Source organism: Bacillus sp. TCT6, from assembly GCF_056033845.1.
On record NZ_JBVYHX010000001.1, the window covers coordinates 1,820,810 to 1,843,848 of the forward strand.

Annotated in this window: 21 protein-coding genes; 19 read left to right on the plus strand and 2 right to left on the minus strand. The window is 35.2% G+C overall.

Features of this window, described 5'->3' with window-relative positions:
• The first annotated feature begins 15 nt into the window (after positions 1 to 15).
• The 14 genes from AC0ONG_RS09380 (at position 16) to AC0ONG_RS09445 (ending at position 17,264) form a co-directional block, all read left to right on the plus strand.
• Positions 16 to 2,952 carry a phage tail tape measure protein gene (locus AC0ONG_RS09380; RefSeq protein WP_474203570.1) on the plus strand — a complete coding sequence of 979 codons (2,937 nt, stop codon included), beginning with the start codon at positions 16 to 18 and terminating at the stop codon, positions 2,950 to 2,952.
• Positions 2,949 to 3,632 (plus strand): hypothetical protein, encoded by a 684-nt coding sequence (locus tag AC0ONG_RS09385; protein WP_474203571.1) that lies wholly within the window; start codon positions 2,949 to 2,951, stop codon positions 3,630 to 3,632. The genes AC0ONG_RS09380 and AC0ONG_RS09385 overlap by 4 nt, the downstream gene beginning before the upstream one ends.
• The gene (locus AC0ONG_RS09390) at positions 3,629 to 5,173 is read left to right on the plus strand and encodes a hypothetical protein (protein ID WP_001206675.1); all 1,545 of its coding nucleotides are present in this window, start codon (positions 3,629 to 3,631) and stop codon (positions 5,171 to 5,173) included. Before AC0ONG_RS09385 ends, AC0ONG_RS09390 begins: the two co-directional genes overlap by 4 nt.
• Positions 5,174 to 5,183: 10 nt before the next feature.
• Positions 5,184 to 5,567, plus strand: coding sequence for a hypothetical protein (locus tag AC0ONG_RS09395; RefSeq protein ID WP_000605844.1), 384 nt, complete (start codon positions 5,184 to 5,186; stop codon positions 5,565 to 5,567).
• A 44-nt stretch (positions 5,568 to 5,611) separates the two neighbouring features.
• Positions 5,612 to 5,986 carry a Low copy number virion structural protein gene (locus AC0ONG_RS09400; protein WP_474203572.1) on the plus strand — a complete coding sequence of 125 codons (375 nt, stop codon included), beginning with the start codon at positions 5,612 to 5,614 and terminating at the stop codon, positions 5,984 to 5,986.
• A 12-nt stretch (positions 5,987 to 5,998) separates the two neighbouring features.
• A complete protein-coding gene (locus AC0ONG_RS09405) occupies positions 5,999 to 6,376 on the plus strand; it encodes a hypothetical protein (protein ID WP_000006649.1) in 378 nt (125 codons plus the stop codon).
• Positions 6,377 to 6,389: 13 nt separating this feature from the next.
• The gene (locus AC0ONG_RS09410) at positions 6,390 to 7,739 is read left to right on the plus strand and encodes a hypothetical protein (protein WP_044797457.1); all 1,350 of its coding nucleotides are present in this window, start codon (positions 6,390 to 6,392) and stop codon (positions 7,737 to 7,739) included.
• Positions 7,740 to 7,753: 14 nt separating this feature from the next.
• The gene (locus tag AC0ONG_RS09415; protein ID WP_474203573.1) at positions 7,754 to 9,490 is read left to right on the plus strand and encodes a hypothetical protein; all 1,737 of its coding nucleotides are present in this window, start codon (positions 7,754 to 7,756) and stop codon (positions 9,488 to 9,490) included.
• Positions 9,491 to 9,511: 21 nt separating this feature from the next.
• A complete protein-coding gene (locus AC0ONG_RS09420; RefSeq protein WP_474203574.1) occupies positions 9,512 to 12,025 on the plus strand; it encodes a hypothetical protein in 2,514 nt (837 codons plus the stop codon).
• Positions 12,026 to 12,040: 15 nt separating this feature from the next.
• Positions 12,041 to 13,945, plus strand: a complete 1,905-nt coding sequence (locus tag AC0ONG_RS09425) for a hypothetical protein (protein ID WP_474203575.1) — start codon at positions 12,041 to 12,043, stop codon at positions 13,943 to 13,945.
• Between the two features lie 12 nt (positions 13,946 to 13,957).
• Positions 13,958 to 14,338 (plus strand): hypothetical protein, encoded by a 381-nt coding sequence (locus tag AC0ONG_RS09430; protein WP_474203576.1) that lies wholly within the window; start codon positions 13,958 to 13,960, stop codon positions 14,336 to 14,338.
• Between the two features lie 15 nt (positions 14,339 to 14,353).
• Complete coding sequence (locus tag AC0ONG_RS09435; protein ID WP_474203577.1) at positions 14,354 to 15,304, plus strand: hypothetical protein; 951 nt, start codon at positions 14,354 to 14,356, stop codon at positions 15,302 to 15,304.
• 331 nt (positions 15,305 to 15,635) lie between these two features.
• On the plus strand, positions 15,636 to 16,133 hold the full coding sequence (locus tag AC0ONG_RS09440) for a phage holin family protein (protein ID WP_000439586.1): 498 nt from the start codon (positions 15,636 to 15,638) through the stop codon (positions 16,131 to 16,133).
• Positions 16,134 to 16,211: 78 nt separating this feature from the next.
• Positions 16,212 to 17,264, plus strand: a complete 1,053-nt coding sequence (locus tag AC0ONG_RS09445) for an N-acetylmuramoyl-L-alanine amidase (protein WP_474203578.1) — start codon at positions 16,212 to 16,214, stop codon at positions 17,262 to 17,264.
• A gap of 66 nt (positions 17,265 to 17,330) precedes the next feature.
• Here AC0ONG_RS09445 and AC0ONG_RS09450 read toward each other — a convergent pair whose 3' ends face one another.
• Both AC0ONG_RS09450 and AC0ONG_RS09455 read right to left on the minus strand, forming a co-directional pair.
• Complete coding sequence (locus AC0ONG_RS09450) at positions 17,331 to 17,546, minus strand: hypothetical protein (protein ID WP_033665752.1); 216 nt, start codon at positions 17,544 to 17,546, stop codon at positions 17,331 to 17,333.
• A gap of 69 nt (positions 17,547 to 17,615) precedes the next feature.
• Complete coding sequence (locus tag AC0ONG_RS09455) at positions 17,616 to 18,269, minus strand: hypothetical protein (RefSeq protein WP_000724005.1); 654 nt, start codon at positions 18,267 to 18,269, stop codon at positions 17,616 to 17,618.
• Between the two features lie 354 nt (positions 18,270 to 18,623).
• Here AC0ONG_RS09455 and AC0ONG_RS09460 point away from each other — a divergent pair, with 354 nt between their 5' ends.
• The 5 genes from AC0ONG_RS09460 to AC0ONG_RS09480 all read left to right on the plus strand — a co-directional run bounded on the left by AC0ONG_RS09460 (position 18,624) and on the right by AC0ONG_RS09480 (position 22,303).
• Entirely contained in the window at positions 18,624 to 19,724 is a 1,101-nt protein-coding gene (locus AC0ONG_RS09460) for a response regulator aspartate phosphatase (RefSeq protein WP_268502212.1), read from the plus strand.
• Positions 19,721 to 19,936, plus strand: a complete 216-nt coding sequence (locus AC0ONG_RS09465; protein WP_000757098.1) for a hypothetical protein — start codon at positions 19,721 to 19,723, stop codon at positions 19,934 to 19,936. Before AC0ONG_RS09460 ends, AC0ONG_RS09465 begins: the two co-directional genes overlap by 4 nt.
• A 93-nt stretch (positions 19,937 to 20,029) precedes the next feature.
• A complete protein-coding gene (locus tag AC0ONG_RS09470) occupies positions 20,030 to 20,317 on the plus strand; it encodes a transposase (RefSeq protein ID WP_268502209.1) in 288 nt (95 codons plus the stop codon).
• A gap of 8 nt (positions 20,318 to 20,325) precedes the next feature.
• Complete coding sequence (locus tag AC0ONG_RS09475; RefSeq protein WP_255255609.1) at positions 20,326 to 20,460, plus strand: hypothetical protein; 135 nt, start codon at positions 20,326 to 20,328, stop codon at positions 20,458 to 20,460.
• A gap of 488 nt (positions 20,461 to 20,948) precedes the next feature.
• Positions 20,949 to 22,303, plus strand: a protein-coding gene (locus tag AC0ONG_RS09480; RefSeq protein WP_474203579.1) for an IS3 family transposase whose coding sequence is annotated in 2 segments (ribosomal slippage) — positions 20,949 to 21,402 and positions 21,402 to 22,303 — 1,356 coding nt in all. Because the reading frame shifts where the segments join, the coding sequence is not laid out codon by codon here.
• Positions 22,304 to 23,039 lie beyond the last annotated feature (736 nt).

Genomic DNA, 23,039 nt, shown 5'->3' on the forward strand with positions numbered 1-23,039 from the left:
GAAGGGGGTGCGTAAATGTTAGCTGAAATGTTCCAACTGTTCGGAACGATTGGTATTAAAGCAGAAGGCGCTTATAAAGATTTACAACAGTTTGAAGATCGAGTACAAAAGACTGCGAATGGAATGCATGATAAATTCCAAAAGGCAGGGGAATCAATTAGTCATGTAGGTAACAAAATGAAAGATGTTGGTACAAACATGACAACGGGCGTTTCCTTACCTTTAGCTGGTATCGGTGCTGCAGCTGTAAAAGTGGCTTCTGACTTCGATACTTCTCAAAGAAACATCCAATCTTCTTTAGGTCTTACTGAAAAAGGTGCTGAAAACCTTGGTAAAATCGCAAAAGAAACTTGGAAAGATGGATTTGGCCAAAGTATTGAAGAAGTGGATCAGTCTCTTATAAAAGTGTATCAGAATATGAAAGACGTTCCTCACGAAGAATTAGAAGAAGCTACAAAAAGCGCTATGACATTGGGTAAAACATTTGATTCTGATATCAATGAGGTAACCCGTGGTGCAGGGCAGTTAATGAATCAGTTCGGTATTTCCTCAAAGGAAGCATTTGATTTATTTGCTGCTGGTGGACAAGAAGGTTTGAACTATTCAAATGAAATGTTTGATAATGTGGCCGAATATGCTCCGCTTTACAAACAAGCCGGCTTCTCTGCTAACGAGATGTTTACCATTATGGCAAATGGTACTCGTGATGGTAGTTATAATCTCGATTACATTAACGATCTTGTAAAAGAATTCGGTATTCGGGTACAGGACGGTTCTAAAGGTGTATCTGATGCTTTTGCTGAAATGTCACCTCAAACACAAAAGGTCTGGGATAACTTTAACAAAGGTAAAGGAACTTCTGCAGATGTGTTTAATGCCGTCTTAGGCGATTTAGGTAAGATGGACGATAAAGTAAAAGCAAACCAACTTGGTGTTGCTGTATTCGGTACAAAATGGGAAGACATGGGCGCTCAAGCTGTCTTGGGCCTTAATAATGCAAATGGTGCGTTAGGCGATGTCGAGGGCACAATGGGTAAAATGCAGAAGACGCAGCAAGAAGCTTTTGGTGTTCGTTGGCAAAAGTTAATGCGTACTACAATGGCATCTTTAGAACCATTAGGACAAGCTATTTTAGATATTGCAGAAGTAGCACTTCCTCCAATTATTAAAACAGTAGAGGTGGTTGCAAAGGCATTTAGTTCTATGCCTAAGCCAATTCAAATTGGTATTGTAGCAATTTTAGGTATGGTCGCTGTATTAGGTCCATTAATCGCCATGATGGGCTTTATGACAAGTGGGGTTGGTGCATTTGTTGGCTCATTGAGATTCCTAGTACCAATACTTACTAAAGTACCATTACTATTTACAGGTATTCTTAAAGTCGGCCCTAAACTTATTGGTATGTTTGGTGGAATTGGGAAAGCTCTAGCGCTGTTGGGCAGATCCATGATGACCTTACTGATGAATCCCTGGACGATTGCCATACTAGCAATTGTAGGATTAGTATATCTAATTTATAAAAACTGGGATGACATCGTAAAATACACCAAGAAAGCAGTTAAATGGATTGGCGATGTCTGTTCTAAAGCTTGGGACGCAACCGTAAAAGGTGCAAAAAAGGCATGGAATGGTTTAGGTAAGTTCTTCTCTGGATTTTGGAATGGTACAAAAAAACTTTTCAAATCTGCTTCATCGTTTTTGGGTAAAGTCTTAGAAGAAGCTTGGAAATATATAAAACAAAGAATTGAATACAACATTAAAATTTGGAAAAATATTTTCGAGTTTGGATGGAATGCCATTAAATTTGTTTTTAATCTAGCATTAAGCGGTTTGAAAAAAATTGTAGATGGCACATGGAAATTCATTAAGAATAGTGTCCAAAAGGCAGTTAACACCTGGAAGAAAATTTTCTCTACTGGATGGAATGCTATTAAAAGAATTTTCTCTATGGCTTTAGCAATAATAAAGCAGTACGTAAAAACCGAATTCGAAAAAATGAAAAATACAATATCCAGTGTTTTTAACACGATTAAGGAAATTGTAAAAAAAGCCTGGGAATCAATTAAATCAACTTTTACTACAGTATTAAAATTCTTAAAAGATTTTGTGAAATCTTCTTGGGAATCTATTAAAGATACAATTTCTAGCGTTATGAACACGATTAAAAATGTGATTCAATCAGCTTGGAATTTTATAAAGTTTACAATTATTAATGCAGTTCGTGAATTTGTTGGGTTTGTAATTACTAATTTCAACAAATTATATAACACAATAACCGATGTTGTTGGCGGTATAAAAGAATTTATTGTTAGTAACTTTAAGACTATAAAGAAAGCAATCACGGGTGCATTTACAGGAGTTGTAGATACTGTAAAAGATGTATTTAGTAAAGTAGGTTCCATAGTAAAAAATGTAGCAAAAGATGCAGTTAGCTGGGGAAAAGATATTATCGCAGGTATCGGTGAAGGTATGTCCGGTATGGCAGATTGGCTTATAAAAAAAGCTAAAGGAGTTGTTTCGGGAATACCTAAAGCCGTATTAAAGTTCTTTGGTATCCGAAGCCCATCCCGGTTAATGATGGAATACGGGGGCTATATTACAGAAGGTCTTGGTGTAGGGATGGAAAAAATGATTCCTGCAGTAGACAAAGCTTCTGAACTATTAAATAAAGCTGTCGTTCCACCTAAACCAATGAAACTAGTAAGCGATGTATCTAATCAAATTGGCCAAATGGGAGCACGTTCTGCTGATCTAATCGGTAAAACTGCACATCCATTTGCTGGACAAACCCACGTTGAGAAGAAAACAGATAAAGGCGTATCAATTCAAAATGCTACATTTAAAGTCTCTGTTGAAAAACTACAATCTGCAGATGACTTTGTAAAAATGAGAAAGCTGCTACAAAACGTAGTTGCTGATGATCTAATGGGAATGGCGGTGCGAAATGTATGAGTATATTAAAAACATTGCATAGAAGAGGTGGTTCATACCATCTCTTAGGAAAGGCTGCAGAGTTAAAAGACACAATACGATATACCATTGATTTCTCATGGCCAGGGACATATAACTTTTCGTTTTTGTCCCAGGTTCCTATTGGTTCTGATGGCATGTTACCAGATAAGTACTTTATTGTTCGGGTAAATGGTATTGAGAGATTTAGAGCAAGAGGACCTTATGACTGGGAAGCCAGAGAAATCTTTGTAGGTGCAGGGCCACAAACAATTGAATTTACAACAATCGGTTATGGTTCCTCTGACATAGCATATATACGCGACGTACATTACTATGCATTTGGGCATGTACCTAATATCGAAAAGATTGAACAAACAAAATTACCGAAATCACTAGATGGCTTAAAAACTTATAATGTTATGCACGGATATCCTCGTTACCAGAGTGCGGGGAATAAAGGTTGTGAAGTAGAATTTACGGCTCTATTCAACGATATCGATCATTGGCGTGAGTTCATGAGGGAAATATATCGCCCTCATATTATTACAGGTGATTATGGTACCTATGGGGGTATTATCCCACCGAATGAAGTAGATGCAATACGAAAAGGAACGCTAGTCATAGCAAAATGCAAATTAATATCTATGTCACAAGCAGGAGTAGGAGTTGATGGAATGTGAGAGAAGGATCTATTTCTTTAATTAGAATGTTGGGGAGCTATTTCCAGGTTGGGAATAACTCCCCTAATTTAATTGTTTATATGAAAAGAAGAGACTCTTCTTCTTACGTACAAATACAACACCGTGTAATAGGCTTAGAAGTGCAGGAGAACGCAGATCAGTTTGCTAGTACATTTACTATTACCTTTGCAAATGAATACGGCCAAATGGCTCCTGATAACTGGTATGGTAAGTTCTCTTCTATTTCAGAATGGTTTTATAACAGTGAGGTAACAAATACAAACCAGCTATATCCGCAGACTGAATTTAAGGTGTCTATTGGCTACGGTGAAGAGGCTTTACCATATATACATGGTTTTGTATCTGATGTGAAGGTAAATGCAGAAAGTGGCACGATTTCAGTAACCTGCACTACATCCTATAAGAAGGTTTTACATAAATCAGTAATCCCAACACCTGGATCAGATGAAATTGTTGCACCTACCGGTAATGTTTATGATGTTGTGAAGTTCTTCTTTGAAAAAGCAGGAGTTACATTGCACGGTAACAGAGTAAATATTCCTGGAACCAATCAAAGTTGGATTGTTGAAGGAGCAACCGGAAAGAGATTTCAAAAATGGGATGAAATTGTACGCGATATTATAGATACAACATTCCACTACATCAAACACGAACCAGACGGAAGTTGTACATTTATGAAGATGCCAGACTATGCAATTAATGAACCTGCAAAGTTTAGTTTTAGAGAAGGGGAAAACCTTATTTCTTTAGATATGCAGCTAACTGACCAGGATATAAGTAACAGTATTGTTGTTAAATGTGGAGATTACGCAAACGGATTTCTTAATTCGTTTCTATTAAAAAATGTATCGCAGGGTGATTTACGAGAGGAAATGATAGAAGTACCCTGGGCAACAACATTCTTTGCAAGAAGAGCGGTTGCTGCAGCTTATCATTTAAAGGCAATTCAGAAGTTCAGAACATTAACAGTAGCAGTAGTTGGTGATCCAAGAATTCAATTATTTGATGTTATTTCTGTTTACAATAGAGATTCTGGTCAACAGTGGAATTACTTTGTTAAAGGGATTAATACAATGATCTCTGCAGATGATGGATTCTATCAAACTTTAGATTTAACTGTTAACTATGGGTATGAACCTGCGCCCTATACAGATATAACCGGTATTACAGTAAATGTAGATACATTACGTTTAAAGCTTTGGGATTGGGATTTAGAGGATGGCGATTTATTAAATATTTACTGTAATGATAAATTAATCGAAGAGAATTATTTCATCCGGAACAATCCGACATATGTAGATATTCCACTTGAATATGGCGTAAATATTATCGTATTTGAAGCAGTACGAAACCCAAAAGGGATTCTTACAGGACGTTTGCAAGTACTGGATACGCAAAATAATATCTTGTTCGATTATGGTTCCTTACCAGATTTATCATTTCCTCGGGTAAATCAAGATGCAAATCACTATTATATCCAGCGTCCAGCCAAAACCTGGTCTGTTACGCGCGTGAACTAGGGGTGATTCTATGATAATGCAAAAAAACTTATATGATCCAATCATGTATTTGATGAAAGGATTAATTGATAGGCAAATATATACCGGTGGTAAGCCAATGCCTGGGAACGACCCAAATGACGTATTTAAAGAAGGTATGACCGAAGGATATACACTTATTCGTGATGGTGCTCGTTTATCTGCAGTTGATGGAGATAAATATCTGCACTATGACTTAGCCTTTAATGCACACGGTATGCTAGAAAAGGTCCTTGTCTCTCATAAAGTAACCGGAAAAGAGATGGAGATACAATTAATATACAATGCACAAAAGCAATTAGAGCGTGTGCAGCCGAGACTTCTTAATAAAGGTAACGGTATACTATCTGATTTACCAATTCCCGATGTGTCGTAATGATGCACGGGAATTTTTTAATACACGAAAAAGGGTGATTGCTCTTGTTTGAAACAACCTATTTAGCCGGTGGCCGATTAGATCCACCTTTTCATCCGACTAAAACAGAACCATTTATACCTGGTTTCATTATGGATTCCACATCATTTAAAACGGATGAAGTGAAATATACATTACCTGCAGATATGGAGATTTACGCAATTAGTGTTAGTTCTTCCATTTACGAATTAGATGATAAATGGGGTTTAATCGTAAACGGGCAAACCGTTTGCCAAGATATTTATACAAAGCGGCTTCCGGAAGGGATGCACTTTATGGTTTATAAAGCAGTTAAAGCAGGAGACACAATTGTATTTCGATTCCATAACCAAGGAATTCTTGATAAAACAGTTTGGTTTGAATTGCACTTTTTAAGATAAGGGGGCGTATTGATGAGTTTTGCTGTTACCTATATGGCTGGTGGAAGATTCGACGCACCTTACTTCCCAACAAAAACAGAGCCATTCATACAAGGGCGAAGAGTTGGTATACATGATGAAATTCATGTAGATAAGTTTTCATTACCATTCGAAACAGAAATGATTGCTTTTTCTGTTGCCGCTTCACATTACAGTGATTCGGACTACTGGAATTTATTTATTAATGGCCAACAAGTATTTAAAGAGGTTTATGTAAAAGATGTGCCGGAGGGATTTAATTTCTCCATTGTAAAACCTATACCTGCTAATGCAGAACTAAAGTTTGAATACCACAATGCATCTGCAGAGAAAAAGGCTATATGGCTTAATTACCAACTATTAAGAGATTAGGAGCGTGAAATAGATGGCATACGTTGAAAAAATGTATACAGAAGGTGAATTCCAAGACGAAATTGTTAAATTGGTAATCGCTAACGGATGGAAGAAAGTAAAATCGTTTTTTAGAGCCGTTTATCCGGATTTAGACGTAAAATCCGAAGATGATTCAAAGTTTGAGTTCGGCATGAGTAAGCACATGCTAGTGAAGAACAATAGCGGTTCTATTTATGGAATTGCTCAAATTTCAAAATGGTCACTTAAAAAGTCAGAGATTAAATACAACTTCACAAATGAAGAAGGTAAGAAAGCTTTTGCCGAAGATGGTAAAAAACGTTTAGAAAGCGGTAGGGATCGTTCTTGTTTTTATGTTTATATGATTGAAAAAGAACCCAGCGTTGCAGATGATGGCGTTCTTGTTCTCCCTTATGAATTTAATAAATTTGAAAAAATATTATTAGATGTGGAATTAACTAAGATAGGAATTACTCTAAAGACAAATCCAAGTGGTGTCGGTACATATAAAGTTTACTCCTATGACGAAGCAGAGACACAAGTCATGATGTCTCCTTGGGTGAAAGTAACATTACGAAATACGAATTTACAAGGTATCAATGCTCAAACAAACTGGTGGCCGGATTCATTGGTTCGAATTAATGGCCAAGTTGATGAAAGCCGTGTTGTTTTATTAATACAAGCTGATAATACACCAGCCTTTGAAAACAATGTGGTTCCAGTTACACCGCTTTATATGGGCCAATTAGAAAGCTATGCAAATGATGATACATTAGGTGACGCTTTATGGGCGGGAACAGCCTTTGATACTGGAAATGAAGCAGCGTCACACAAATTCGATTTTAACGATACGAAACCATATAGAAATGTAGAAAACTACATGCCTGTCATGAAGTCTTATCCACGTTCCCCTGGTAACGGTATTGATAACGTAATTATTAAACGTTCAAGATTAGGAGCAAGGTACCAGGCCCATTTTATTGCTTGGAATGTAGCACCTAATGCAATGCCACCAGATCGCGTTGGTAAAGATGGCGGCCAATATTCACTAGCATGGCAATCGCAAGATAATGACGAATACAAATATCAATTCAACCCGTCTGTTTATAGCAATAAAGTACATACTTCTCGTGCTTATATTGTTCATCCAGATGAAGGTGTACGTGGATATTTACCTTATATGATCCTATTGTCTCCGTTAGGTCTATTAAATGGCGATAGATTAAAAGTTAGAAAGAATACTTGTCCGGATTCACACGACATTTACAAATTCTTTAATGTAGATGCTATTTCACCAATTACAAAAAGACCTGCTACGGCTTATCGTCCTGCTGGATTAGGTATTTTTGAGAAAACAGTATAAAGGAGTGTACATATATGTGGTTTGATAAAGTCGTATATTTACAAACATTACCGCAAGAATTAGAAAAACTATTTGCAGATAACGGTTGGAAACGAACGCTATTTTTCCAAATCAAGAGCGGCATTTCAAAATTTATTGATGTAAGGTTGTTTGAATCGTTAGGAAGTGATGGAGAACGCAGAAGATTCGGTATAGCAAATGCGTATGACACTGCTGATTCTGATTTCACTGATAGCCGGTTTATTTCTGCAGATTCTCCACTAGGTAAATTAGGGATGGGGGATGGAGTGAAGAAAGATTTCTCTATCCCTGTTTCTCCTGTTATTGGCCCTTCTGTCATTGTATATGTAAATGGATTTGAACAAGAAAAGAGTAAATATAAGGTGGATGCAACTACAGGAAAAGTAACATTTACTACCGCTATTGCAAAAGGGGATAAAGTAACGTGCGAATACAGATTAGCTACCAACACATATGAGCCAAACAATGACATGCTGTTATTTACTTTCAATCGATACTTTATTGAAAAAGAGATCCTTTCCGGTGATAAATTAGGGGAATTAGGAAAAGGAAATGGAACGAAAAAGAACTTCGCATTGCCATTCCATAACTTTGACGAAAGTAGGACCGTAGTTTACAAGGATAATACTATTGTTGATCCTAGCGAGTATTCGTTCACTGAAACGGAAATTGTATTTAAAACCGCACCTGCAGCAGATACAACAATTAAGATTAGCGGTATTTATTTCTTATTACCAAAAGAAGACGGAACACTGGATACATTAACGGCAAAAACAAGTTTCGATGTACAAAAGATGGAAAGTATTATGGGCGAAGTATATTCTACGATTAATTTTGTGAATCCATCGCCTTATACATCAATTAGTTTTACACCGGAGCAGCGTTTCTCTAAAGAATTAAATCGCGACTCTGTTGTTTATCTGTATGGGAATGCAAACAAGGACCGCTTAATTATGTTTATGCGTGTAGATCCAACACCAAATCCAGTTCGTGCATTATTTGTTCCGTTGTATATCGGAAAGTTATATACATTCGATGTTGCACCAAGAAAAAACATGATTATTTTAAGCGGCTGCAGACCAGGCGACCAATTTGTATATTCACCAAATAAGAAAATCGGTAATGCGCCACTTGATTACGGTTCTGATACATCAAACGGAAACGAAACGGTTCAATTATCACAATCAAGTACAGGAGCCATGTACCAGCATCATTATTTAGCTTTCATTACTCATGATATGTCAGTAGATAGTGGACAAGGACGCTTCAATCCATCGGTTTATAGTGGTAAATACCATTTATCTCAAATTTATATTGTGCATCCAAATGATGGCTACGTCGGAAAACTGGATGACGTATATGCGGTTCATCCAAAGAATATCCAGCAAGCCGATGAGCTAGAAATTGAAAAAACAGTTGTAGATGAAGTACTTGGTCAAGGTGATGGCCACCGTAAAGTATTTCATTTAGAACATAAGCCAAAGGGCGAAACGTTAAGGTTATTCATTTCGTGTAAAGAAGTAGAAAAAACAGATTATGTATACAATGCAGAGGATAAGACTGTTACATTTAACGAAGCACCGGTTATTGGTTCTGAAATCACAGGCGCTTATGAAATGGCTCAATTATATCGTTATACATTACCGACAACGCCAGTTTGTCCTATGACACAAGCAAAAGCAACACCATTTAATCCAATTGGTTTAGCAATCTACAAAGAAGATATTTAAGCATAAGGGGGTAGCAGAAGAATGAGTGAAAAAGTTTATTCTATTGCTTCCCCTTCTATATGTACCAAAGAAAAAAGTCATGTTGTTGTCGTTGGTTCTGGACCTAATCAGAATGAAAAAGTTTATTCTTTCTCTATTACACCAGCGAATACAGAAAACAAAAATGATGTTGATTATCCAGTTTGCATTGCTCCTTATGCGAGATATAAGGCTGTTAAAGAAGATAACGCAGGAATAACCGCCACAAAAGTAAGAGCAAAAGGGATTTTAACAGATGCTGTAGAGAATGCATTGCGACAAATAGAGGTAGAAGCCTACATTTCAAATGCAACTGATTCTGATTTAAATCGAAATATAAATGTGGCCAACATTGAAATGCAGCATTCGCAACGAATGGACAGGATTTCTGTTCAACTAATTTCTGGAGAAGAATCATCACAACACAGACGAATTTTTGATATAAACCATATCGAAGGGGTAAAGAGCGAAAAACCAAACGAGATAGAAGTAATGGTACACGCTTCTGATGAAACAAATCTTATAACGAATGAGTATGAAGCTGCACCAATCATAAAGCAGGATTTACTAAAAGGTAAGTTACGTGAATTCGCTGCAGGTGTAGAAGTATTACCGGAATGGGTAAATGTTGCGCGTATTGTATATGGTGAAGGTTTTTATAATGATCTTATGGCCGATAGAGTTACAACAGATTATGAAGCTGTATCAATGCATAATGAAACGAGCGAGATTGTTACCAGGGAGCTAAAAGCTACACATACAGAGGTTACTTTATCTACTGCAGTGCCAAATATATTACCTGTATCCATTGCCGAAAATGAAACTGGTGATATACAGCAAAAAGAAATGCTTCTTCATGCTCCGGCACAATTCGAATTTGGTACAAAAGAGCGAGAAGTCAAAGGAATCATAGAAGAATTTGATTTGTTCAATGGTATGGGTATACCTGTTTATCTTCCGGATTATGATTTATTTGCTCGTATGCAAAGAGACATTGAAACATCTATCGCTAAACAATATGAGTTGAATCGTGTAGAAGAAATTGAAAATGTGGACCTGCTTCCTTATGAAGATATTGAAAGTGCGTATTTAATTCGTGACATAGATGTAGCTCAAATTAACCTGGATCACTCTATTCGAGCAAAGGAACTTGCTGCAGATGTTATTGCAAATAACGAAGTAAAGAAGAAAATAAATGTATTTGATACTGAAAGAAATGAATCTGCATCATTTACAAGAACAAAAGCACAGTATGCGAATGTAGATACAACACACGCATTTGAACGTATCGTAGAAACACTTGATTCTGTTTATGCCGATCAACAAGAATTCGCAAATAAAGAAAATGTATTTACTGCAGCTATAGAGGTAGGACAAGAAGTTAAAAATGCTTCACGGGTATTATCTGTTAAAGATATTTCCGAAACTGATGATGCGAATAAATTGCAAAACATATTCGAGGTACAGAAAATTGTCGCAGAAGAAGCAGAGAGGTTACATGAAATAACTGCCAGTATTACTGATGCAGATTATTCTCATCGTATCTTAAAAGAATTACAAGGCGTATCGCCAGACGTTACATTTGCAGAAGTGAAAAATGAGCTACAAGCAACTGTAGTTGAACTGGAACAAGCTGATAAAGAAGATACTGCAGTACTTACACATGTTGATGAAATTTCTTCATTCGGATTAAAAGAACGCTTAATTATTACTGATGTAAATACTGATGAAGTTGCCAATAAAACCGAAAAAGAATTACAAGCTACCATAGAAGAGTTTGATTTATTTGAGGGCCTTGGTATTCCTGTATATCTTCCAGAATTCGATTTGTTTGGCCGTGTTCAAAAAGAACTAGAAACACGTATTGCCTTACTTAATGATTCATCTAAATCACTAAATGTGATGCAAATGAAGCTAGATCAAACAATTGAATCTGAAAAAGCAATAAAAGAATATACAACTGTAGTAATTGAAGAAGTAGCTTGGGACACCGTTCCAGTTATCTTAGATGCTGAACATATATCATTAGATATTTCTTATAAACAGGATACACAACAAGCTCTTATTACAGAGCAAGAAGCCTTTACCGGTATACGTGAATTTGAGGGCGGAATTATCTCTGATATAACACCAGCCGATAAAGAAGTTATAACAATAGATGCAAATGTAATTGAAACTGTAGATGCAGCAAGGGAATCTGAACAATATGCAATCGTTAGTGAACATGAATTATTAGAGCGACAGACTAGCGTAGAAGCTGTAACTAATGAAGCCGATACATTTTGTAGGGAACATGAATTAGAAGTCGTTACAGAGAAATATGAACGGTTTGAACATACACCAAAAAGAGAATCAGTTCTAGAGGATAATGAACTATTCAAAATGGAAAGAGTACTAGATACAGAAAAACCAGATGAATTAATAGTTATCGAAAAAGAAAATGATGATCCGAAGTTATGGCTGCGACATAGTCGTCAATCTTGGTGGACAAATTCAAATTGGAAGAAAACAAGATAAAGAGAAGGTGATGGTATGGCGTATATAGGACAAGTACTCAAAAATCCAGAAACCGGTTGGAGACGTTATGATGATGACAGTACCCTTATTACGTATGAAGGTGATTGGAGAATAGCTGAATCGTCTTACGCTGCTTATGGTAAATACCATCATTGTAGTGGTAAATCAAAAATACGATTTTCATTTGTGGGTAGTAAACTTCGGATAATAGGTGGTACTCATAGAGGTTGGACTGGTACTGTTTATGTTGAGATAGATGGTGAAAATTGTGGTACTTATACTAACTATAACCCTGCTTCATATGGGGAATATTCTATTCTTTTATACGAAAAGAACGATCTAGAGTACAAAGTTCATAATGTTGTTTTGCATACAGATCAGATAAGCACTTTAGATGCTCTAGATTTCGGAGAACCAGGAGGGCTTGTCGTTCCTATTAAAGTCGGTGATGTATTAAAAGAACCAGAGTCTGGTTGGAAACGGTTTGATGATACGGATAGCAATTTCCAATATTCCGGAGCATGGAGCACGACTAACAGACCTGACTACTACGGTGGTTCTATACACTATTGTCCAGGTAATAAAGATTTAGCGACTTTACAATTTCAGTTTTATGGTAAAGCTTTGCGGATTATAGGCTTATTCTCCCCTTCATTTGATATAGGTCAAATTTCAATTGATAATCTACCAACTGAAAATATCAATTATAAAAATACTACTGTACATTATCAGGCATTACTATACGAGAAATCGGATTTAACTGAGGGCGTTCATACAGTGAGTTTATCCGGCCTTAATATAAATTTTGATGCAATCGATATTCTGGCCGGAGAGTTAATTCCCTTTAATGCTCAAAAAAAACAAGTATCGCTATACGAAAAAGAAAGCGGAAAAATATTTGTAGATGATTTTGATTCCGTAAATCCAAAATGGCTTATGTCACCATCAAATTCATTTAACAATGCTGTTAAAAAAGGATTCTTACGCATGAATCATTCTACAGATAAAGACGTTATGCTTTTAATCGATAAACCACAAAGTAACTTTGCAATCCAGGTTATAGCGGATTATGCTCCTACAAAAGAAGGAGATGAAGGCGGCTTGCTAATCTATCAAAATGAAAAGAATAAAGTCGAGTTTCTTGAATCCTATTCTGCTAATGGTTCACAAAGCATTAAAGAGTGGATGGCAATATGCAAGGAAGATCAATGGGACTTTTATACAAAGACAGATACATTTTTTGATTATGCGGATAACGATTCATTGGAAGCAAAAAGAATTGGTGTTGTTTTAAAAAGAGGAACTGCAGAGGGATTTGTACCGCTAGACATCAATAAAATTATTATGACAACAAGCAATATGTTACGTCTGCGCCAACTATATGAAAATTATAAGGTTGTATTAAAAGATACTGTAGATAATATCCTGTCTACTAACATTGTAGCTGCAGCTCATACAGGCATTGATATTCTACTTCCTTCTTTAGAGTTTGAGGGAATCATAGAAATATATGACGAGGAAAACGAACTACTAGCAAAGAAACAAGCTACCTTTTACGGTGGGGATATGTATTGCATGGGTTCATCCCTGCAAATCAAAATGAATAGCGAAGAATTAAATACAACGGATCCAACGAACTTAGGTTACATGGTGAATAATGAGCGTATTGTAAAAATGACAATCGTAAATGATAACATCGGTGCTGCTACAAATATAAAACTATCCATTCAACAGTACATGGAGAAAGTCGGTTACACTTGGGCGCTTATTTCGTTAGATGGGACAAGCTATTCAAATGAAATACAGATTGATTCAGTAACCGCACAAAGTACGCGTGATTTTTGGGTAAAGGTTGTGAAGGATACAAATTTCCTAGCATTTGAACCAATTTATTTTAATATTCATCTAAAACATAATTGAGGTGAATACAATATGGGAACTGTAATGAAATTATATAAATATACATCCGAAAGCGAGATTACACCATCAATCCTTATTGAGAGGAATATACAAATTACAATTGAACCAGGAAAAACTCTATATACTCCACTAGATGTAGGTTGTAACAAATACGATATTCGTACGATTCAAGTTACAAATGATTCAAATGTTGAAGCAATGTTATTTATGTACGATCAAAAAGAGTATGGGAATCAAATCTATAAAAGCTTATCCGAAAAAAGAACGTATGATATTTTATCCATTCCTTGCGAAGATAAAGATCATACAAACAAGGTCCATCTTTATATAGAAAATAGGGGCGTGGCAACCTCTACTTTTAATGTTTCTATGAAAGCGATACGTTTAAGTTAAGGAGGAACATACAGAATGACAAATAAAATTTGTAAGTTACACAGACTAGAGCGAAGAGAAGTCTTTATGAAGATTATCGATGAAATGAAAAAGGCTGGATGGCAGCAATTAAATGCTGATGCGCCATCAAAAGATAAAATTTATGTCATGTACTCAAGCGGTAACGACGGTATGAAGAACCATTCTATAGAATTGCGGCCATTCGAAGTCGCTGCTGCAAGTAGCCAAGATATTATAGCAGGTAAATATCCCCATTTTGATATAAGGGATTCTGCTAATTTTGTTACTGATGCAAGCTTTAGATTAATTGAACGATATGATAAAGAGAAGGATGTTACTTTCGGAGGGCCTGGTGCGTTCTATCCATTATGTTTTCATCAAGGGAAAACAATTAACAATACTAGTCTTACTACTATTAGCAAACCAATTGCTATGGTGGACCTATATTTATACGTTGATAAAGACATTGTTATCTATTGTGTTTATGAAAACGATGATAATCTTCCAGAACGAAAAGGGAAGACTGTAATAGGATTATTTGGTATTCCAGATGAACTATATCAACAAGAACAATTCACACCTATATCTTCTCCTTTTAGTGTATTGGTGAGCGTTTGTCCAAAATGGGACCCTTATTCAGCACTGGTGGCTGCTAGAAGTAAACTTATATATGAGGGATTAAAAAATGTTTCTGTTCCTACTTTCATTTGGGATAAGGTATTTTTAAAGGCGCCATCTTTAGAAGGAGATATAATATTTACATCATTTTTTATGGGAGATAACGTAGATGGATTAAGAGCAAAATTTGATGGTCTTTACACATATAGAGGTTCAAATTTTGTAACTGGCGATATCGTTGAAATTTCTCAAGATGGAGAATTGCAGAAATACAAATTATTTAATACCTACTACTCAAGTGTATGGAGTTCATTTCCGGAGTACAACATTGCATTAAGAGTAGAATAAGGCTGGTGATTTCATGACAATAAAAGGCATCATAATTCAACCGAAAACAATATATCCAACCGTACAACGTAAACCACAAATACGCAAAGGCTCAAAATTAGAAATTAGTGACATGTATATTACAGGGGTGAGACAAACCACCACACGAAAAGGGGTTATGTTTAATTTCTCCCGAAACGAAAGCGAAACTACTGAAAAAGCAGTAATGAAACTACCACGTACTGAACCACTAGAATACGCGTGGAAGAAAATGAACATATAACTTTATCGAAATTGAGCGTGCTGCAGCAGGCTTTTTTATTTTGGTCAAAATTTGAAAGGAGGTGAGAACTTGGAAAGAATTCACGAACTCATCAAGGCATTGAATATAAGCGATGTTATTACAAGTACTCAATTTAAAGTAGGTGGTGCTATCGGTGGTGGATTAGGAACAATAATTAATTTGTTATACGGTAAAGCGAACTTAATTTGGATCTCGATTTACTGCTGGATTATCATGCTCGACTGGATTACAGGTAGTAAAGCTTCAAAGCTAGACGGAACATACTCATCACAATATGGAATTGAGGGCATCACGAGAACCGTGGTGCTTTTATCATTACCAGCCCTTGCACATTTATTTGATATTGCTCTTAAACTACCTGATTTCTTTTTCTTCATGGTAGTCGGTGGATTGAGTTACCACATTTTTAATAGTTTCGCAGCAAACTGTGCACGAATTGGCTGGGAAAAATGGATTCCTGCATGGTTATTAGAAAGTGTAGCATCCGAAATTCAAGCAAAAATCCAAAGAAGTGATGCACGAAAAGAAAAACATAATACCAAATAAAAAATACACGCCTTACATAAGGAGAGCATTGTCAAAAGACGGTGCTCTTTTTGTTTGGCAAAAAGGGGAAAATACACAATGAAAAAACCAATTAAACTATTCAGCTCATTATTTATGACTCTATTACTCTTATTTTCGTTTGCTACGGCTTCTTTTGCCGATAGAGTACTAATTATCCAAGACTTACCGAAACAAGCATATCGCTACGGTGTGGGCGCTTATGAGGGCGTTGTGGCACATAGTACAGCAACACCAGAAGCACCAGCGATTAACATTCGAAATTATGAAGCTAGAACATGGAGAAATGCATTTGTACACTATGCTGTAGATTGGAACGAAACAGTCCAAATTGCCGATACAAAATATGTGGCTTACGGTGCTGGACCATATGCAAATAAAAGATTTGTTCACGTAGAACTTTCTGAAACTAGCAACCCAGATAAATTTAAATCTTCTTACGAGCGTTATGTAAAACTATTAGCTAAGATTTTAAAAGATAGAGGGATTCATCCAAGCAAAGGTTTATGGACACATAAAGATATTACTTACAAATTAGGTGGAACTGACCACGAAGATCCGATTGATTACCTTCGCAGTCACGGTGTATCAGAATCGCAATTCAGAGCGGACGTACAAAAGGCGTATGAAGGCGCAACAGTTAAACCAAAACCACAAGAACCATTTCAAAACGTTGTAGGCGAAACAGGAGTAGCTTATATTGATGGATTTAACGTAAACCTAAGAAGTGGACCATCAACGAATTATGGTGTCATCCGTCAATTAAATAAAGGAGAAGCATATCAAGTATGGGGAAAACAAGGTAATTGGTTAAATCTTGGCGGTAACCAATGGATTTATAACAACCCTTCTTACATTAAATATCAAGGGGAACAAACTACTACTTCAAGTTCTGTAGTAGGAAAACGTGTTGTTTCTAAAGTGGACGACCTTCGTTTCTATGACTCTGCTTCTTGGTCTGATAAAGATGTAGCAGGAACAGTAGATGAAGGGCTTGGATTTACGATTGATGCTAAAGTATCCGTTAATGGTTCACCACAATACAAAGTACACAACAGTAAAGGCACAACATACTATGTAACTGCAAATGAAGCCTATGTGTATGTGAAGTAGAGAAAAAGGTCTACTCAATATGAGTAGACCTTTTTTATAAGTTTCTAGAAAATAACGTACTAATAACTATTTAGAATAATTTTCAAACCCCTTGCTAATAACTACAAGTCCTATTATGAAAGAAAGTGTTCTTATTATTAATTCAGCAACTAGCAAATCACCCATAGTCTTTGAAACATCATATAATTCACCAGTAATAATAATTGGTGCCATGATTATTAGTATTCCTATTAGAATTTGAATGAACAGAATATATTTAGGTTGCAGGGAGATCACCTCCATTAAATTAGCATGTATAATGAACTTAACATGTAATTAAGAAGTAATCGATCATTTAAAAATTTATCAACTTTAAAAATATACATATCCTTCTTTATAAGTATATTTATAGTGACTCGTCGCATAAGATGCATTAAAACCTACACTTCCTGTCTTCCCTACAGTAATGGATACATTGCCATTAAAAGTAGTTGTGCCATTATTATGAAAATCACCATTAACAATATAGAAAATTCTGTTAGGATCCTCTAAATTTGCTTGAACTGTACCACTGAACGTTTTAGAAAGACCATTTGCATCTCTATTCATATTAATATGTTTTATTTCCTTAATACCCCTGAAGCTTCCACCCCATTCATTTGTTTCACAATAAAACCTTAATGAAGGGCTATAGAAAGGTGTTACTGAAAAATTGGTTGTTAGTGTTCTGTACGTAGCGGCAAGTGTTGCAGCAGATGATTGTCCACGAGCTTTCCCCTGAGCCATGAGTTGCTGAGAAATTTCTTCTCTAGGTTTATTGGTATCTGCAGCAATTTGATTAACAAGTTCCCCAAACGTTAGTACCTCACCTATTTGTACATTCGATTGATCTGTTAAATCTAATACATTACCTTTTTTTATAGTAGAATCAACTGTGTTATTCTCAGCTGCGCTTGCAATTGTTCCTCCTCCGAATATAGCAAGAGATAATCCTGCAACACTTAAAACTTTACTAATCTTTTTCATTTTTCATACCTCCTAAAATATTAATTAAGACAATATCATGCTAATTTACCTTTATTTGTTAGCATAATTCAGATATTAACCCCAAAATAATGGGAAATAAATACTTATAAACCAAATAATTACCAAAAATTTTCGACAAATAAGGTTCACGCTATACCATTACTAGCATTACAATTAGTTTTATATAGATAATTCTTTCTTTACAATCTAACGATTTACCGATGTTTTTACGTCAATTGATAAAAAATAAATTAAATATTCTGAATATTATTTATAAAATTGTTTTTTACAACTTATTACAATTAAACTTTGTTATGATTGATTTTATATAAACTAAATAAAGGAGATTGTGATATGATCATTCTGAATAATGAAAAAGTTACCAGACTATTAAATGAATGGTATAAGGTTATTCTATCTAAACAAATAACAAAGGCGACAAGAATGAAAGAAGAAGTTGATGAAAAGATTAGTGTCTTAATGGTCGAACAAAATCGAGATTTACAAGATCAAAATCTCTTACTGTACTATTCTTTATTGGATTATAGTTATAAAGTGTTAATAAATAAATCATATGTAACTCGTAGTGATTTTGATGCAGTTGAAAAACTTACAACAAAAACTATTGATGAGTATTTAAGATACTACTACCATTTCTATAAAGCTGTGCATAACACCATGATTGCTAACTATATGGAGGCTATGGAGCAATTTGAAGAAGCTGAACGACTTTTAGAGTATATTCCTAATGACATTGAAAAAGCTGAATTTAATTATAAACTTGGTGAACTATATTACCATCTTCAACAACCTTTATTAACAATTAAGCATGTAATGAAAGCAAAAGACATATACAAAAAGTATGAAGATTATGTAATAAATCAAATTGAATGTGATACAATCCTGGGATTAGCAAGTGTCACTTTAAGTCAGTTTGAACAAGGAGAAGAACTTTTTGTTAAGTGTTTGGATATGGCTAAAAAACATAACTGCGCTCGACTAATTACCTTAATTCAGTACAACTTGGGTTTCCTTTATGCAAAACAAGGTATATCCGCAACTGCAATTCGACATTTAATGGATGTATATAAATCTGAAAAACCATATCATAAAACTATATTCTTACTGGCTCGAGAACATTTCAAAATAAATGAAATTGAACAAGCGCAAGAATTTTTGACTCAAGGTTTTGAATTAGCTGACGTTGAATATACACATCATTTACGAATACTTCGAGCACAATACGATGAAAATTATAAGCAGAATCTAGAAACAACGATTGCAGATGGACTAGATTACTTCGAATCCCAAAAACTTTATGGATTTATGGAAGAGTACTCTGGAATTTTAGCGAAAAAACTTTATCAAGAAGGTAATCATGAGAAGGCTAGCCAATACTTTAATATATCTTATGATGCTAAAGAATTACTTCAGAAGGGAAGTGCGTTAAAATGAAAAAAGTACTAATGGGATTTGTTAGTTTTGCTGCAGTTTTAACTATTGGAAGTTTTACAGAATCTTTTACATCACAAGCTGATCATGGTAGACCGCCTGCACCACAAAGACCAGATTATATTTCTAATGTGGCCGATTTTGATCACGGTAGACCACCTGCGCCGGCATACGAATACGGCGATACTTATATTGATCATGGTGAGCATATCTAAAACAAAAAGAGGACGAGATATTGATATGATCCCCTTATAGTAGACAGGAAAAAGAAAGCACATTAACCTGTTTACTATGGAGGGGATTTTTTTATGGGGAAAATTAGAGTCACTTACGATGTAGAATTTAAGAAAAAAGCTATAGATTTATACTTAAAAGAAGGCATGAGCTATAAAAACATTGCGAAAGAATTAGATATTCATCACTCGGTTGTAAGTCGTTGGGTGAAATACTTTGAAGCTGAAGGTATCAAAGGACTAGAAGAAAAACGTGGAAAAGCGAAAGGGCCAGGTATAGGAAGAACAAAAAAAGATCCAGAAGCTAAGATTAAACGATTAGAAGCCGAGAATGAAATGTTAAAAAAGCTCTTAGGGATGTAAAAGGAGGTATGCAAGCTATATCCAAAACGAGAAAGTTTGAAGCTATACTTGAGATGTTAGAAAAGGGGTATACGGTTAGCCTATTATGTGCCATCGCTGGTGTAACTAGAAGTGGGTATATAAGTGGACAAAGCGGCACTTAGTGCCTTCTGAAAAACAACTAGAGGACGCTAAAACCAAGAAAAAGATATTGAAGTGTCATAAAAAACTAAGAGGGATTTATGGATATAGAGGAGTGCAAGTGTGACTGAAAGTCACCTATAACCTTCATTTGAACCATAAGCGCATACAAAGATTGATGAATCAATTAGGCATCAAAGATTTCAAAAGAAATTAAATAATCTGAGTCCATATAAATATAGAACTCAGGTTACTTAGTTGCGCTTTTTAAATCCTGTCTACTTGACAGGGGTCACTGCATTATATAGTACTCCTCTATGAATCAGTACACCATTCATATATTGTTAATGTTTGTGAGTCATGAACAATTAAATGGTTTAACAAGTAAGGATTCAAGATAATGTATGTAAAATGAGTATAAGTTGTTACAAAGAAATAAAAAAGAGCACCATTATATGAACTGCACCCCAATTGTTAGACACAGTCTAACAATTGGAGGTGCAGTTTTTCTATGGCTAAATTTACAGCTGATGAAAAAATACAAATCGTTCTACGTTATTTGAACGGAAATGAAAGTTATCGAGAAATGGGTAGATCGCTCGGTATAAGTGACACAATCATTTTGAATTGGGTAAACCAATATAAACAGAATGGTCTGGAAGCTTTTCTAAAACGATGTACAAATTACACACAACAATTTAAACTAGACGTACTAAACTTTATGATTGAAAACGGTATGTCCTTATTTGAGACGGCAGCTATCTTTAATATTCCTGCCCCTTCAACGATTTCTGTTTGGAAAAAACAGCTCGAAACACAAGGAATTGATGCCCTTCAATCTAAGAAAAAGGGGCGTCCATCCATGAAAAAAGATTCAAATAAACAATTAAAACAACATTTAGCTGAAGGGTCAGTCGAAGCACTTGAAGCACGCATTAAACAGCTTGAGATGGAAAATGAGTACTTAAAAAAGTTAAATGCCTTAGTTCAAAACAAGGAAAAATCACAAAACAAGACAAAGCGCAAGTAGTCTATGAATTAAGGCATAAATATTCGGTGAAGGCACTCGTGGAGCTAGCTACTATTCCTCGAAGCACGTATTATGATTTAGTAAAGAAAATGAATCGTCCAGATGTAGATGCCGATTTGAAAGCTGAGATTAAAGCGATTTATGAGGAAAATGAAGGTCGTTATGGTTACCGTCGCATTCGTGATGAATTAACGAATCGTGGCCAGAAAGTGAACCACAAGAAGGTTCAGCGCATTATGAAAGAGCTTGGGTTAAAGTGTGTTGTGCGTATGAAGAAATATAAATCCTATAAAGGAAAAGTCGGTAGAATTGCACCTAATATTTTAGAGCGTAATTTTCATACAGATGCACCGAATCAAAAGTGGGTAACAGACATCACAGAGTTTAAATTGTTTGGAGAAAAACTGTATGTATCACCTGTATTAGATTTGTATAATGGTGAAATTATTACCTATACAATTGGTTCTAGACCGACGTATTCGCTTGTTTCAGACATGTTAGAGAAAGCATTGGAACGTTTACCTGAAACGCACCAGCTACTGATGCATTCGGATCAAGGATGGCATTATCAAATGAGACAATACGTCCGTACTCTTGAATCAAGAGCTATCGTCCAGAGTATGTCTCGAAAAGGCAACTGTTACGACAACGCAGTAATAGAAAATTTCTTTGGGATTATGAAGTCGGAGTTCCTCTACATAAAAGAATTTGAAAATGTAGAGCACTTTAAAATAGAATTAGAAAAATATATAGATTATTATAATACGAAACGGATTAAGGCAAAATTAAAAATGAGCCCGGTACAATACTGGACTCACTTTTATCAAGCTGCCTAATGAAATAACCGTGTCTAACTTTTAGGGGTCACTTCAATATGGTACTCTTTTATGAATCAGTACACCATTCAAATATTGTTGATGTTTGTGAGTCATGAACAATTAAATGGTTTAACAAGTAAGGATTCAAGATAATGTATGTAAAATAAGTATAAGTTGTTACAAAGAAATAAAAAAGAGTACCATTATATGGTACTCTTTTATGAATCAGTACACCATTCAAATATTGTTGATGTTTGTGAGTCATGAACAATTAAATGGTTTAACAAGTAAGGATTCAAGATAATGTATGTAAAATGAGTATAAGTTGTTACAAAGAAATAATAATTAGTCAGCAAAAGCAAAATGATTAGCTCTTAATGGAAAATGAAATGCATTATTAGAAACTCATGATATAAACAACTAGGTTGTAAAGATTAAACTTTTTCCAAAAACTTCATTTGATATTACTCTAGAATGGCATTATATAAATTATAAATTATAAATTAACAAGTCTTTTCGTTTATTGACAAAATAAACACGTTGATAGGAGTAATAACGTATTCCTTTAAAAATACGCTTTTTCATTAGGGAATTAATCTAAGCACTAGATAAATAGATGCGTATACTTATATTATGTGAGTTGTGAATGTAATTAAACTGAATTTTTATAGTTTAATTATTAGTAACTATTTTTATTCTAAGAAAATGGATATTTAAAAATATTCAACACTATTACAATAGAGTGTTTCTTAGT

Bases quoted from the DNA above. Each gene is read 5' to 3' on its own strand.
- AC0ONG_RS09380 (WP_474203570.1), top strand. From the start codon at position 16: ATGTTAGCTGAAATGTTCCAACTGTTCGGAACGATTGGTATTAAAGCA.
- AC0ONG_RS09385 (WP_474203571.1), top strand. From the start codon at position 2,949: ATGAGTATATTAAAAACATTGCATAGAAGAGGTGGTTCATACCATCTC.
- AC0ONG_RS09395 (WP_000605844.1), top strand. From the start codon at position 5,184: ATGATAATGCAAAAAAACTTATATGATCCAATCATGTATTTGATGAAA.
- AC0ONG_RS09405 (WP_000006649.1), top strand. From the start codon at position 5,999: ATGAGTTTTGCTGTTACCTATATGGCTGGTGGAAGATTCGACGCACCT.
- AC0ONG_RS09410 (WP_044797457.1), top strand. From the start codon at position 6,390: ATGGCATACGTTGAAAAAATGTATACAGAAGGTGAATTCCAAGACGAA.
- AC0ONG_RS09415 (WP_474203573.1), top strand. From the start codon at position 7,754: ATGTGGTTTGATAAAGTCGTATATTTACAAACATTACCGCAAGAATTA.
- AC0ONG_RS09420 (WP_474203574.1), top strand. From the start codon at position 9,512: ATGAGTGAAAAAGTTTATTCTATTGCTTCCCCTTCTATATGTACCAAA.
- AC0ONG_RS09425 (WP_474203575.1), top strand. From the start codon at position 12,041: ATGGCGTATATAGGACAAGTACTCAAAAATCCAGAAACCGGTTGGAGA.
- AC0ONG_RS09430 (WP_474203576.1), top strand. From the start codon at position 13,958: ATGGGAACTGTAATGAAATTATATAAATATACATCCGAAAGCGAGATT.
- AC0ONG_RS09435 (WP_474203577.1), top strand. From the start codon at position 14,354: ATGACAAATAAAATTTGTAAGTTACACAGACTAGAGCGAAGAGAAGTC.
- AC0ONG_RS09445 (WP_474203578.1), top strand. From the start codon at position 16,212: ATGAAAAAACCAATTAAACTATTCAGCTCATTATTTATGACTCTATTA.
- AC0ONG_RS09450 (WP_033665752.1), bottom strand. From the start codon at position 17,546: ATGGAGGTGATCTCCCTGCAACCTAAATATATTCTGTTCATTCAAATT.
- AC0ONG_RS09455 (WP_000724005.1), bottom strand. From the start codon at position 18,269: ATGAAAAAGATTAGTAAAGTTTTAAGTGTTGCAGGATTATCTCTTGCT.
- AC0ONG_RS09460 (WP_268502212.1), top strand. From the start codon at position 18,624: ATGATCATTCTGAATAATGAAAAAGTTACCAGACTATTAAATGAATGG.
- AC0ONG_RS09465 (WP_000757098.1), top strand. From the start codon at position 19,721: ATGAAAAAAGTACTAATGGGATTTGTTAGTTTTGCTGCAGTTTTAACT.
- AC0ONG_RS09470 (WP_268502209.1), top strand. From the start codon at position 20,030: ATGGGGAAAATTAGAGTCACTTACGATGTAGAATTTAAGAAAAAAGCT.
- AC0ONG_RS09475 (WP_255255609.1), top strand. From the start codon at position 20,326: ATGCAAGCTATATCCAAAACGAGAAAGTTTGAAGCTATACTTGAGATG.